General features: G+C 52.0%; 14 protein-coding genes. 3 read left to right on the top strand and 11 right to left on the bottom strand.

What is annotated here, in order from left to right:
• Positions 1-24: 24 nt before the first annotated feature.
• From R3I13_RS15770 to R3I13_RS15760, 3 genes are all read right to left on the bottom strand, one after another.
• Positions 25-774: an AAA family ATPase gene (locus R3I13_RS15770; RefSeq protein ID WP_346318912.1), complete on the bottom strand. Its 750-nt coding sequence runs from the start codon at positions 772-774 to the stop codon at positions 25-27.
• A gap of 46 nt (positions 775-820) precedes the next feature.
• Positions 821-2,329, bottom strand: coding sequence for a hypothetical protein (locus R3I13_RS15765; protein ID WP_346318911.1), 1,509 nt, complete (start codon positions 2,327-2,329; stop codon positions 821-823).
• Positions 2,330-2,501: 172 nt separating this feature from the next.
• A complete protein-coding gene (locus R3I13_RS15760; RefSeq protein WP_346318910.1) occupies positions 2,502-3,044 on the bottom strand; it encodes a hypothetical protein in 543 nt (180 codons plus the stop codon).
• Between the two features lie 249 nt (positions 3,045-3,293).
• Here R3I13_RS15760 and R3I13_RS15755 point away from each other — a divergent pair, with 249 nt between their 5' ends.
• Positions 3,294-5,381, top strand: a complete 2,088-nt coding sequence (locus R3I13_RS15755) for a polysaccharide lyase family 8 super-sandwich domain-containing protein (RefSeq protein WP_346318909.1) — start codon at positions 3,294-3,296, stop codon at positions 5,379-5,381.
• Positions 5,382-5,386: 5 nt separating this feature from the next.
• Here R3I13_RS15755 and R3I13_RS15750 read toward each other — a convergent pair whose 3' ends face one another.
• Entirely contained in the window at positions 5,387-6,511 is a 1,125-nt protein-coding gene (locus R3I13_RS15750) for an alpha/beta fold hydrolase (protein WP_346318908.1), read from the bottom strand.
• An 80-nt stretch (positions 6,512-6,591) separates the two neighbouring features.
• Between R3I13_RS15750 and R3I13_RS15745 the strand changes: the two genes are divergently transcribed.
• Positions 6,592-6,987, top strand: a complete 396-nt coding sequence (locus R3I13_RS15745; protein ID WP_346318907.1) for a c-type cytochrome — start codon at positions 6,592-6,594, stop codon at positions 6,985-6,987.
• A 50-nt stretch (positions 6,988-7,037) separates the two neighbouring features.
• Here the strand turns inward: R3I13_RS15745 and R3I13_RS15740 are convergent, their stop codons facing one another.
• Positions 7,038-7,481 (bottom strand): YqgE/AlgH family protein, encoded by a 444-nt coding sequence (locus tag R3I13_RS15740; protein WP_346318906.1) that lies wholly within the window; start codon positions 7,479-7,481, stop codon positions 7,038-7,040.
• A gap of 15 nt (positions 7,482-7,496) precedes the next feature.
• On the bottom strand, positions 7,497-7,889 hold the full coding sequence (locus tag R3I13_RS15735; RefSeq protein ID WP_346318905.1) for a DUF2809 domain-containing protein: 393 nt from the start codon (positions 7,887-7,889) through the stop codon (positions 7,497-7,499).
• A gap of 113 nt (positions 7,890-8,002) precedes the next feature.
• Here R3I13_RS15735 and R3I13_RS15730 point away from each other — a divergent pair, with 113 nt between their 5' ends.
• Positions 8,003-9,181, top strand: coding sequence for an acyltransferase (locus R3I13_RS15730; protein ID WP_346318904.1), 1,179 nt, complete (start codon positions 8,003-8,005; stop codon positions 9,179-9,181).
• A 25-nt stretch (positions 9,182-9,206) separates the two neighbouring features.
• Here R3I13_RS15730 and R3I13_RS15725 read toward each other — a convergent pair whose 3' ends face one another.
• From R3I13_RS15725 to R3I13_RS15705, 5 genes are all read right to left on the bottom strand, one after another.
• Complete coding sequence (locus R3I13_RS15725; protein WP_346318903.1) at positions 9,207-10,298, bottom strand: suppressor of fused domain protein; 1,092 nt, start codon at positions 10,296-10,298, stop codon at positions 9,207-9,209.
• A 32-nt stretch (positions 10,299-10,330) separates the two neighbouring features.
• Positions 10,331-10,855 carry a DinB family protein gene (locus R3I13_RS15720; RefSeq protein ID WP_346318902.1) on the bottom strand — a complete coding sequence of 175 codons (525 nt, stop codon included), beginning with the start codon at positions 10,853-10,855 and terminating at the stop codon, positions 10,331-10,333.
• An 18-nt stretch (positions 10,856-10,873) separates the two neighbouring features.
• Positions 10,874-12,013: a VCBS repeat-containing protein gene (locus tag R3I13_RS15715; protein ID WP_346318901.1), complete on the bottom strand. Its 1,140-nt coding sequence runs from the start codon at positions 12,011-12,013 to the stop codon at positions 10,874-10,876.
• 208 nt (positions 12,014-12,221) lie between these two features.
• Complete coding sequence (locus R3I13_RS15710) at positions 12,222-12,620, bottom strand: hypothetical protein (protein ID WP_346318900.1); 399 nt, start codon at positions 12,618-12,620, stop codon at positions 12,222-12,224.
• 83 nt (positions 12,621-12,703) lie between these two features.
• A complete protein-coding gene (locus R3I13_RS15705; protein WP_346318899.1) occupies positions 12,704-13,300 on the bottom strand; it encodes a hypothetical protein in 597 nt (198 codons plus the stop codon).
• Positions 13,301-13,331 lie beyond the last annotated feature (31 nt).

The following is a 13,331-nucleotide window of genomic DNA, read 5'->3' as shown; positions in this document are numbered from 1 at the left end:
ATGTGTAAAAATCACAAATTGATGCTATTCGTTGCCCAGCAGGATATTTACCATTTTTTGATAATTGTTCATAAAGTGGAGGGAGGTTCGGTAGTTTTCTGTTTGTGTATAGCTGACAGGTTTTATGCCCGCTTCGGTGATTTCGTAGATATCAGACTCCGGGTAAGCCATTACAATAGGGGAATGCGTGGCGATGATGAACTGCGAATCCTGCTGGATCAATTGGTGCATGCGGGAAAGCATGGCCATCTGGCGGTTGGGAGATAGCGCGGCTTCCGGCTCGTCCAGGATGTAAAGGCCATTGCCCTGGAAGCGGTTCATCAGCAATGCCCAGAAAGATTCTCCGTGCGATTGTTCGTGCAACGGTACGCCGCCAAAACTGTCGATGATCTTCCTGCTGTTTCCAGGTTCCTTATCCAGCTGATCTATATTGGTGGCCACATTAAAAAAGCTTTCACCCCTGAGAAAAAAACCATCTCTGTGTTTCTGGCCTTTCGCCAAAGTGATGAACTGGTGTAATGCGGAATGGGAGGCGTGGGTCGTGAAGTTGAAATTTTTGGAACCGCCTTCAGGATTGAATCCATAGGCGACCGCGATGGCTTCTACCAGGGTTGATTTTCCCATCCCGTTTTCTCCGGAAAAATAAGTCACCTTCGGGTGGAAGCTAAGGCTGGTCAACGTTTTCAGAGCCGGAAGATTAAAAGGGTACTGGTTCGTGGCAGGCACCTTGTCCCGGCGGTAAGTAAGATCGATCAATCCTTTTTTTAAGTTCACGGGACTATCGCAGGTTGTGTTGAACAACCAAGTTACTAATTAAAACCTATTCGCCCAGCCAGCTTTCCAGGATAGAAGCCTGCAATGCATCGGGGTTTTGCATACGGGTGATTTTGAAATCAGCGTCCATCGTAAGGCCCGCATAGCCGAGATATTTCTGGTAATTGATCTCTTTGGTGGTGTAGATGTAATCAAACAGCTCGTCCAGCTTAGTGCCTGCGGTGTTTTCGATGACTGTCCGCAGTTCCTGTTCGGTGAACCCTCTTTGTTTTTGCTGGTAGAATTCCCGGTACAGCTGCCGCATAACATCGTCCAGCGATCTTTGGTTTTTTGTAGCGTGGCGTATCGCGAAATCGAATAACATTCCTACAACGGGGCCTTTGTCGTAATACGAGATCGTTTTGACCACGCTGTCGCCGGTGCGGCCAAAGGGGCCGTCGCGCCAGGTTTCATAGCTCGCTTCTGCCAGTGTCTGGTATAGTTTGCCCGTTTTGGTTTCAAAGGCCATGGTATTCGAGCGGATGTTGCTGAAAAGATCTTCCTCCGTTGAAATGCCCGCTCGCCGCAGGATGAGGTATTCATAATATACGGTCAGCCCTTCAGACACCCACAGCATCTTTGTTTTGCTACCGTGATCGTAGTCAAAAGGTCCCAGTTCGATGGGGCGGATGCGTTTCACGTTATAGTGATGAAAATATTCGTGCGCGATGAAATTCAGCAAACGCAGGCGTTCCTTCGGGGAGCTTAAACCGGAGCCGTTGAAGCTGATGGTAGTAGAGTTGGCGTGTTCGATGCCGCCGGCGCCGGGACCAATGGCAATAAATACGTATTGCCTGTACGGGATGTGCCCGATGATGGCGGAACCGGCTTCCACGATCTTCTTCAGATCGTTCATGAATTTTGCTTTATCGAAATCACCGGGGTTGTATGCGATGAAGCGGTGTGGGATACCGGAGACGGTAAAGGCAGGAAGCTCTTCCAGGTTGCCGATCAGCAGGGGAGAGTCGTACAGCACATCGTAGTTGGGCGCGGTATATGTATACGGCTTGCCTGCAACGGTATCCAGCCCGGTGGCCACGTTTTTCCATGCCGCAAAAGGTTTGACGACCACCTGCACGGGCTGCTGCAATTTGTCCGCAGGGTGCAGGAAAACGCCCGCGGGGGAAATGTAGCCACGGGTTTCATCCAGGTAGGGCGTGGCTACGAAGGGTCTTTTTGTTTTGATGATATACGAAATGGTGAGTGCAGCGGCGCCATTGCTGTGCACCCGCCAGGTATTGTCGCCGTTCTTTTCCCAGGCAAGCGGCCGGGCTTTTCCATCGGTGACGGAAAAACTGTCGACGTGATGGGCGAAATCGAGCCGCTGGTAATAGCCCGGGGTCCACACGGGCATTTTAAGATCCTGGGTCTTTCCTGTCAGGCCGCGGCACTGCATGACCACCCGGAAATAATGTGCGGCGGGGTTTTCCATGGAAACGGTAAAAGTAACGGACTGGGCTGCCGCAGCCAGGGTCAGCAGCAGGCAGAGCGTTGTCAGGTATTTTATCTTTGTCATACAGGGAGCATACTGCGATGAATAGATGTAGATTTTGGTACTGTGGGCCAGGCTAAAAAATTGGCTGTTCTAAAATACGAAAATTACCCGGCACAATATCTTCATGCAAAAAAGGAACTCCCGTTTATTTCACGGGAGTTCCTTTTTATTTTGGCGTTGAAATGCAATAATACTATTTCAGCTGGATGGCAGGCTGATCGCTGATCTCCGCGGCACTGAAGGATTGCTGCGTTCTGCTCAGTGTACCAGTGGCGGTATTCCGGATGATCACGACCCTGATCCTGTGGTGCCACGATTGGGTGGTAGGCGAGCCGTTCTGGTCTTTCCGGAGCATGATACTGCCTATCCTGACCTCTGCGGTCACGCGTATATTCCTTTCCGTGTGATAAGGCACGAACCCCCATCCGCCGCCGAAGTCGGAAGTCATAACATATACGAGAATGGTGCTGTTGGCCAGTACATCGGAGGTGAGCACATTGGGCGCAGGAACGTTGAGGTAAGAATAAGTGCCGGATGCGGTCCAGGTCATGGTGGAAATATCTTTTTCATATATCCGCACATTGGCGTTGCCCTGGGCGCCCTGCGTGCCTTGCGGACCCTGTGGGCCCTGCAGGCCTTGTGGTCCCTGTGTTCCTTCAGGGCCGGCGGGGCCCTCTTTGCTGCAGCTAACAAACAGTAGGGGGAAGACCAGGAGTAACAACAGTAAATGTTTCATAACAACAGATTTTTAGAAAGATGAGGCAGGAACCTCACCCGGGGTCAGGAAAAAAGTATTTGTAAGACTTGTTCAAAATTAGACCGGCGGCGGGGAGAGGACAAGCGTATTAATACGTGTTCCGGGCAGGAGTTTATGCGCGATGATCCCGGTAAAAAATACCGGCAATTTTATTATTTTGGAGTTACACAAACGCTGCCGTGTTGTGCTTACAAACCCGGCGGGACATTGAACATAATTCCACGTAATATGCATCTGAAACACTTTTCCCTATTCATTACTGTTTTATTGTTGATGGTATCCGGCGCGGGCCGCGCCCAGGATATACAAGTCATCAAAGAACGCGTGACAGGCGATCTGCTGGAACCCGCCGTCAGCAACCATTCCATTACACAGCTGGTTCAATCCATCCAGCCCGGTGGAACCTGGCCTGGCATTAATTACCAGGATGTTTCCCGCACCGGTTTCCAGCATAAAGACCATTTGGAAAATATGCTGTCGCTGGCGAGGGCTTATAAAAAGCCGGGCTCTTCCTTCTTCGGTGATCCTTCCGTAAAAAAAACCTTTTCCGCTGCGCTTGATTTTTGGCTGGCAAAGGATTTCAGGTGTGATAACTGGTGGTGGAATGAAATGGGCACGCCCAATTTGATGATCAATATTTTGCTGGTGATGGACAGCAGCCTTACGGAGAAGCAAAGGGTGGAAGGGCTGCGCATCGCCCGCAGGGCCAACCTTGAGACCTTTGGCGCCCGCCCCGGCGGCGACCTTATGCCTATTGCCGGCATGCTCGGAAAGCAGGCATTATTCACCAACAACCCGGATACCCTGCAGCGCGTTATCCGTGTAATGGCCGCGGAGATCAAGATCAGCACGGGCCGTGGGCTGAAGCCGGACATGAGCTTTCACCACCGTACAGACAATGTGATCTCCACGCTCACCTATGGCAGCAACTTTGCCGCTTCTTTTGCTTACTGGGCGTCCAGGATACGCGGCACGCAGTTTTCTTTTCCTGATACATCCATCAGGCTGCTGGTGGATTATTTTCTTGACGGCATCTGCCAGTCGCTGGTATACGCCACCTATCCCGATCCCGGCGCAATGAACCGCGATATCAGCCGGCGGAATGCTTTGAGAAAAGAGGACGTCAGCCTGCCGCAAAACCTGCTGGATGCTGTAAGCTACCGGGTGCAGGAGCTGGAAGCCGTTATCCGTGCGCGCAAAGGGGAAATAAAGTATAACCGCACGCGCGACCGCTATTTCCGGTATTCACATTATTATACCCACCAGCGCCCCGGTTATTATGCTTCCGTGCGTATGCACTCCGCGCGGGCAAACAATATGGAAGAGCCGCACAATGAAGAAGGCATTCAAAACCATCATTATGGCGACGGTTCTATTTTCATTTCACGGACCGGCCACGAGTATTTCAATATTTTCCCGGTATGGGACTGGCAAAAGATCCCCGGCGCCACCATCCTGCAAAAAGCCAATGTGCCCCATTGGCGGCAGCTGGCGAAAAAGGGCCGGACTGATTTTTCCGGCGGAGTATGCGATGGCGTTTACGGCGTGGCGGGATTCGATTTCGCCAGCGTGCACGATCCGCTGAAAGCGCACAAAGCGTGGTTCTTTTTTGATAAGGAGATCGTATGCCTTGGCGCGGGTATCCATGCGGATACGGCGTTGCCTGTGCTCACTACCCTCAACCAGTGTTTATTGAACAAACAGGTGACTGTCGGAGCAGGCAGCAAGGTCAGCACCCTGGAAACAGGTAGGCATGTGCTGCCTGCTGTATCCTGGGTATGCCACGACAGTGTGGCTTACATTTTCCCGCAGCCAGCCAGCGTAAACATCAGCAACGGGGAAGCTGCCGGCAACTGGCGCCGCATCAACCACCAGGCCTGGGCTACGGAAGAAACAGTAAAGGAAAATGTGTTTTCCCTCTGGCTGGATCACGGGGTGCAGCCACAGGATGCGGGCTATGCATGGATCGTGGTGCCTGGAGCAGATGCTGCTTCGGCGGCGGCTTATAGCAAAAGAACTCCTGTAAAAATATTGGCCAATACGGCTGAACTGCAAGCGGTACAACATAGCGGCCTGCAACGGACGGGCATTGTTTTTTACAAAGCAGGATCCGTCAGGATCAATGATAAGCTGACGCTGGCTTCCACGGCGCCCTGCATAGTGATGGTGAGAGCGGAGGGAGCGGCTGTTGAGGCGATTGCAGTGGCTGATCCTACGCAGAAATTAAATGCATTGCAATTAAAGGTGAATGACCGCGCGATAGATGTGGCTTTACCCAAAGGCGCGGAAGCCGGGAGCACGGTCGTGGTGCGGTAAACAGGTCATGGCAGCAAAGTGTGTGCTTCCGGCGTATGTTTCAGCACTTTATCCATCAACCGGTAGGCCTCAAGCCGCTGGGCCGGCGGAAAGTCATGCGTCGCATCGGGGTAACTTGCCCGTAAATGCTGCGGCGCATCAAACAGGGAGTACACCGCCGCCGCATTGGCCATTCCTTCCTTTACACCTTTTACATCGAAATTGCCGTCATTCACAGGCGAGTTGGAGAAGAAAGGACGCGGGGCCAGGGTGGCGATCACTTCATCAAAATCGAAAGGCATGCGCTGCTGGTCCAGCCCATATTTTTCACGCAACATCGGCATATAGCGCGTTTGCGCCCAGGGGCCCAGCCGGCCGCCATAGCGTTTTGAAGCTTCTTCCCCGATATTGTAATACCTGAACTTCGTCCAGCCGCAGCTGGCTGCGATCACTTTGATGCGCCTGTCGAAAGCCGCCACGAACATGGCATTGTGGCCGCCGAGGGAATGGCCGATCACGCCGATACGCGCGGAATCCACATATTCCAGGGATTGCAGCAGGTCGATGCAGCGTATGTGGTTGAAAATGGCTTTCATGGTGCCGGACGCGTAGCGGTCGTGCTCAAAGTCATAGTCCTTCAGGTCTCCAAAGCTGGGATAATCGGGTGCGATCACGACATATCCCCTGTCTGCCAGTTCTTCCGCGTAAGCGCGGTTTGCCTTGCCGCCATTTTCACTGGTAATAGACCGTTTGCCCAACGGGCTGGTGCCATGCAATGCCAGCACGGCGGCATGTTTCCCCTTCCGTAGAGGAACGAACAGGAAAGCGGGCACCGGTTCGTTTTCCGCCGCCATAAAAGTGATCTCATAACGAATGTGGTTGCGCTGGCGGAGGCTGTCTTTTACCACGACCTGCAACGGCACGGCAGGAGTGAGCGCAGGCCGGGGGCCCATGGCCAGCTGCATGCGGTCCAGTATCTGCTGCCGCCTTATTTCCCAGCCGGCAGTAGTTTGTATCTTTTTGACGTTGCCGCCGGCATCGGTATACGTCAGGAGCCTGGCCGCTGTCTGCGCATGCAGCGGAGTGCCGGGGAACAGGGCCACGGCAAAGGCCAGGATCATGAAACTCCGGCGGATAGTACTTCTTGTCATATTAACAAGATAATAAACCAGGAGGGAAAGCGTAACTTTTATAAATAATTTTATTATCTTATTTGATAAATTAGGTCCGTATGATAAAGAAGAACAGTATTTTATTGATAGCATCGGTGTTGCTATCTGTCACCCTTTGTTCGCTTTCGCTGCCGCAGCAGCACGAAAAAGCCAAAAATTTAAAAGTGCTCCCCAAAAACATCAGTCATGAAGAACTGGACAATGTGATGAAAGGATTTAAGGAAGCGCTGGGAGTGAAATGTAGTTTTTGCCATGCTCCCCGTAAAGACGATCCCAAGAAACTGGATTTTGCCAGCGACGACAACGATCACAAAAAGATTGCCCGCGATATGATGCGTATGACGCAGCGGATCAACAAAAAACATTTCAAAGGCCGGACGGCGGAAGCAGTTACCTGCTATACCTGCCACCGCGGCAACGAAGAGCCGCTGACGAGCCCGGAGGTAGCGAAATAAATGCAGACATAAAAACGGCTTTAAGATATTTACTTAAAGCCGTTTTTATGTCAACTGAACAGTGTTCCCGTATCCAGGACCTTCCAGCTGCCTTCAGCTATTTCTACCTCCAGCTCATGGTGATCCCAGCCACAATAGCCGATAAATATTTTAATGTCCTTTTTGTCGAGGATGCCGGTATTTAAATATTTCAGGGCTTCTTTAAAGTCGCCTCCCATAAAGACGCCGTCCGCCACTGGCGTGCCTCCCGGTATCAGGTCTGCCCGGCGGTGCACAAAATAAAGATGCTCCTGGTCTACCGGCCCGCCATGATACAGCGGGAAAGCCATGCCATGCTTAAATTCTTCCAGCTCATTTAATCTTCGTGGAAACCTTTTGTTGACAACAAAGCCGAGCGCACCCTTTTCGTTGTATTCAGTGATAAATATCACTGCTTTCTCGAAAAAGGTATCATCCAGGAGGGAGGTGCTTGTCAAAAAGATACCAGGTTCCATATGCGGCAAAGGTACTTAAGATATCACTTCCGGCTTGCGCGCCGTTCTAAGCTTTTCTACCAGTATTACAAACGCGGTGCCGAGCGTATAAGCGAGTATATCAGCCCAGGTGAAATAATTGCCCAGCACGATATTCGTGATCCGGGAATGTTCGAGCCCGAGATGTTTTACCATATCCAGGTATTGCAGGCCTTCCACCAGGTAGGAGAACAAAAGCACAGCCACGGCCACGGGCACCGCCGGCGCCTGGATGAAACTGCGCACAAAACAATAGATGAGTATCACCACCAGGAAATCACCCGCATAAGGCCGTATGAATTCATCATGCAGGTAGGCGGCGATCAGTACTTCCGTAACGAACAACAGGACCGTAAGGATGAAGTACCAGCGGTTAAAACGTAGTTTCATGGAGGGAAGATAAACAATGTTTTATCACGCAGCAGCAGGATGCCGCAGCTTGCATTTTTCGCGGGAATCTGTATTTTTGTTCATACCCTTCTTAATTGGCGAGCCCAAAGAATATGCCACATACCCTTGCAGAGAAAAACGGAAAACTTGCCGGCCTGGACCACCTGAGGGCCCTGGCTATTATTATCGTGTTGTTCTACCACTACCGCATGTTCCGGCACCCCGGATGGCTGGACGATATCATGGGTTTCGGCTGGACGGGCGTGGACCTTTTTTTCGTGCTGAGCGGGTACCTCATTTCTTCCCAGCTGTTTGCAGCCATGGTGGCGCTAAAACCGGTGTCGCTGCCGGAGTTCTTCATCAAACGTTTTTTCAGGATCATACCGGCGTTCCTCGTGGTGCTGGCTGTTTATTTTTTGATACCGGCATTCCATGAAAGGGAGGCGCTGCCGCCGTTGTGGAAGTTTTTGACATTTACGCAGAATTTTGGGGTCGACCTTAAGAACCTGGGCACCTTTTCGCATGTATGGTCGTTGTGCGTGGAAGAGCATTTTTACCTGCTGTTCCCCCTGGTGCTGGTCACGATGATACATTTGCGGGCTGAAAAACGGGGAGCCTTGCTGCTGCTGGCCGTTTTCATTTTCGGTTTTATCGCGCGCCTGCTGAGCTGGTACCTGTTGATCGCGCCTGATGCGGGCACCCCCAGTTTTATTTTCACCTGGTACAGCCACATGTATTACCCCACCTGGAACCGGCTGGACGGCCTGCTGGCGGGCGTTTCCATCGCCGCGTTATTCGCGTTCAGGCCGTTGGTAAAGGAAAAGATCACGAAGCATGGGAATAAGATACTGGTATTGGGCCTGGCGATTTTAACAGGCGCCTGGTTCCTGTGCGAAGATCAGAGCGGATTTTATGCTTCCATCGCGGGTTACCCGCTGGTATCGGCAGGGTATGGTTTGCTGGTAGTGGCGGCGGTAAGTCCCGGCAGCATGCTTTACAAATACAGCAGCCGCTTCACCGCGCTGATCGCCAAATTATCATTCGGGCTGTACCTGAGCCATAAAGGCGTGATCCATCTCGCGCAGCCGCTGCTGAGCAAAACGGGTATTGAGCCCGAAGGCAGCCTGATGCTGTTGTTATGCTTTACTGTGGCGGTTTTGGCCGCGCTGGCGCTGAATAAGGCAGTGGAAGAGCCCTTCCTGAAGCTGCGGCAGCGGATATTGGAGCGGCGGCGGATAAAGAGCGCGGAATTAAAAAAAGAAGTACCCGGGCAGGAGAAACAAATTGCATAGGCAAAGCGGGTTACATCCCCATATTTCACGTCTTCCTTTTTTGGATGATATGCGTAATTCCATCTGCTATCATTTTTTCAAGCAGGTCATATCCACCGTTGGGTTTGCTGTGAGCACTTTCTCTTTCCTGAAGGGTAATGGGAACCGCCCAATATAAGTTGATGCGGTCTCCTTCCATGGCTGGCAACACTATTTCCGGCCCGCTGTAAAGTGCGGATGAAAGAATAAAGCTATCGTATCCCTTTGGAAGGCCGGAAGAGCTGATGGTGTGACCTTCTCCCAACCAGCTGAGATTTCGCCAGGGACTGTCTGCCATGCCGGATAACGCCTGTGCCATGCTCATGATCTCCGGTTCGGTAAAATCTTTTTTGCTGACGGCGAGACCGAGTTCCATTCTTCTGAAGCCGGGCGCCTGGTCATTGTACAGGAATTCTACCCAGGGCATGGGCCGTATGCTTACGCCAAGGCTGAGAAAATATACGATGTCATCTTTCCCGAACATTGCCAGCGCCATAGGTGGCCATTGCTCCTGGTCGATGGCGTAGTATTGCAATACGCGGCCAAATTGCGCTTCGTATGATTGCAGGAACTGTTGCTGGATGGCAGACCAGGGATTGTTGTTCTCCTCGCTCCATTTATCCCAGAACAGGGATGTTTTTTGAAGACGTTCGTGGAGCGCATCGGCATCCTTTAGCGGGAAAAGGATGTTGTCGACAGGAGCGGTACAATCAAGCGCGTAACATATAAGTTGTTCAGTTGAAAGGCTCCAGCCGGGGATGACGCCGATAGGCTCGTTTTGGTAAAAGACCGCGGCGCCATCGTCTTCTTCGCTCCACATGATGCTCAGGTGCTCTGCCTCTAAGGGTTCACGGCCAAGGGGATGGTTGCAGTAAGGGGCTTCCAGCATGGGAGCGGTCCCTTTTTCCATGGCGGGATAATCGCGTTCTTTGGGGGCGGGTTGCAGGTTCCTGAGCCAGCATGCCCGCATGCCATAGCGGTCGGAGAATTGTTCCGCCGGGTAAATATAAAAATAGGCAGTGCGTTCGTCCTGCTCCACAACGGCAATTAAAGTGCCGCGATTGTTTGGCTGCTCCAGCAATATTTCTGGCTTGTTCATCTGGTAAGTATGATTGTGCTTTGCTTAAGCTATTAATTTAAAGTGGAATTCCTCAATATTTTTACGGTCACATGCAACTGCCCGATATGCCGCATGGTATGCTCCGCCGCATGCACCAGCAGTCCGATCACCGTGGTGGGGATCTGTTTCCGGCCTATGCCGCGGAAATCGTTGAGGGTGGATTCATCCGTTTGGGAGAGTTGCTCCAGCGCCCGGTCTGCCTGATCCCGGAAGCGGGCCAGCAAATGTGCCACTGTGAGCCCCGGTTGGGGAGAAACATTTTCAAGCCGCAATAATTCCAGCTGTTCTGCCGTCAGCACTTCACCGCGGGCGTAGGTAAACAAACGGTCTATTACCCCGGAAAGATGCTGCAGGTGAAAGCCTGGAGAAGCAACGCCGGCAGGCTTTTCCCACAGCAACGTTTCATTGAAATCCTGCATTAAGGCTTCCAGCTCTTCCCTGGCCTGCAGTAAAGAGTGGGCCACCGGCTGCAAAAGAGGAGGGATGCCCTCTACCGGGCCGCGCTGCCATACTTCGGGCGCTGAAGGTGTTGCCATTCTTTTTTTATGGTCAATTTAACGGTTATTCTTCACCTGCTCAAAATAATACACGCCCTTCTTGTTGGACGTGATCACGTCTTTCAGCCCGTCCCCGTTCAGGTCCGTCACCACAAAGCGGTTGCCGATGCCGGAGTTGTTATCGATCTCATGCGGTATCCAGGAAGGCGTTTTTCCGGGTTTGTACTCGAACCAGTATAACACCGCGGGTTCAAACTCGCCGGGGTCTTTGCCGTTGTGCGCGAAGTAACGTTTGCCGGTTATAAGGTCCGGGTGGCCGTCTTTATTGATGTCTTCAAAAACCATGGCATGCGTTTGCGAGAACTGTTTGTTGATCTCGTGCGTAGTAAAGCCCTGCGCCTGCTGCTCATGCCACCAGATGCCGTAGTTATGCGCGGAAGAGCTTACTACGTCCATGTCGCCGTCGCCATCCGCATCCAGCACGAACATATTGGCGCATTCTTTCCCGAGATCTGCGGGGTGGAAGGTCCATTCAGGCCGGGTTACATTGGCCGGGGATTCCCACCAGCCGGTGTTGATGATCACGTCGTTGCGGCCATCTTTATTGATATCGCCCCAGCCAAGGCCATGCGTGTATTTGTGCGTGCCTCTTTCACTGTGGCTGCTGATGATGGTTTTGGTCCACTGCGAGGCGCCCTTGCCGGACGGGGCCTTTAGCCAGATCACCTGTTTGGCTTGGGAATCATTGCAGATAATATCCTCTTCGCCGTCAAGATCCACGTCTGCGAGCAGGGGTGTTTCGTTGCCCGCTGTTTCCAGGATGGTATGGGATTTCCAGGGTACATCCTTTCCCTTCGGGTTTTCGTACCATACGCAAAGGCCGCCCGGCTGGTCGAAGCGGATGAGATCGGGCCAGCCGTCGTTATTGACGTCTGTACAATAATTCAGGAAAGTGGTGCAATAACCAGGCACAGGGTTCAGCGTATCTGCATGTATACGGTGCGGCTTCCAGGAAGGGGCTTCAAACCAGTAAACGCCGGCCAGGATGTCGGTTTTGCCATCCTTGTTCACATCGCCGGTGGCGGCGCCTTCTGAAATGAAAACGGGGTGGATGGCATGTTTTTTAAAGCTGACCTGGGCCTTCGCGGCCAGGGCGCCAAACAGCAGGCTTGCGAGGATCGTTGCGCATGTCTTCATAAATGGAATTTACCTTCTTTTAAAATAGGCAATAAAGCCGGGCTTTCATACAATAAAAGGAAAAACTCCGGGCCCCGCAACCCGCACCATCCTGTTGCAGGCGCCCGGCCGGGACAGTGTAAAGAACATGCGTTTGCACGCACAGGCCACCAATTAACAGGAACCTTGTCATAAAAAAAAAGGACTGTTCGTTTGAACAGTCCTTTTTTTAGTACTCCGATTTGATAATGACTATCTTGACGTCCATTGGCGCGGTGACCTTCACCGGCGCAGTACCGGCGGCGTTCTGCGCGTCGAGGTAGAGCTTGCCGGGGCTGTAGGAATACAGGTAAGAAACGCCCTGGAATACCTGCGGCAACGGTTCCCAGATATTGGAACCAAAGGAAATGTACACCTGGATGGCATCCAGCTCCACCGTTTGCCCGTCCAGCTCGGGGAGGTCCAGCGTAGCCTGGTAGGAATTGTTACCGGTGTTCAGCACCCACATATTCGTTGCAACGCTCCCGATGATGGTCTGGTTCGGAATCACGACTTCGTTGGTTTCCTTTGTGCAGGAGCTGAACAGTACAGCGCCTAAAAAGAGGAATGGCAGAATGAATGTTTTCATGTTGATCGGGTTGAATACAACTGTAAATACCAAAGGCTATGCCAATCAGCATAGCCTTTGGTATGAAAAAGGATGAGCGGTGTTTATCTTCTTATATCATCTATCGTCCCTTTGTCGAACAGTTCTTTCAGTTCGCTTTTGGCCAGCACTTCCGGTTCAGGGTCAAACTCCTTGCCCAGCAAAGCGGAAAGGCCGCTACGCTTGTTGCTTTCGAACATGTTGTGCAGGATGTATACGCTGTCGCCTTCCACGCGGGAAACTTTATAAAGTGTGTAGCTGCCGGGTCCCTGCTTTACTTCGTAGATGTCGCCTGCCTGCGGGGCCAGGATCATTTTGGCGTTTGCGGCGGCGGATTGCCGGGCTGCGAATATGCCCCAGCCTACCAGCAGTGCGAATATGGTTAAGCCTGAAAAGGTCCAGAAAGGTGTTTTGGAGCGGGAACGCAGGCCGTCGTATGAAAGCTTCAGGTCCTGCGGCATTTCTTTAGGTTTCAGTGTTTGTTTGCAATGGGAACAGTTGGAGCCGCCGGTTTTACCGATGGGAAAGGCAGGTATCCAGAATATGTGGGCATATTTTTGAAAGACAAATACCTGGACGGAAAGCATCGTTCCGCAATGGGGACATTTGGAGCCGAGGTCTTCGTGACCGATGGGTGTTGTTCTCCAGCCATAGATGATCATAGTGTATGGGATTTAAGGGTTTAATGGTTAT

Origin of the sequence: Chitinophaga sp. YIM B06452 (genome assembly GCF_039655965.1) — a bacterium.
Taxonomy (GTDB): Bacteria; Bacteroidota; Bacteroidia; order Chitinophagales; family Chitinophagaceae; genus Chitinophaga.
The sequence above is the reverse complement of the archived record's forward strand: the minus strand, read 5'-3'. Positions and strand labels throughout refer to the sequence as shown.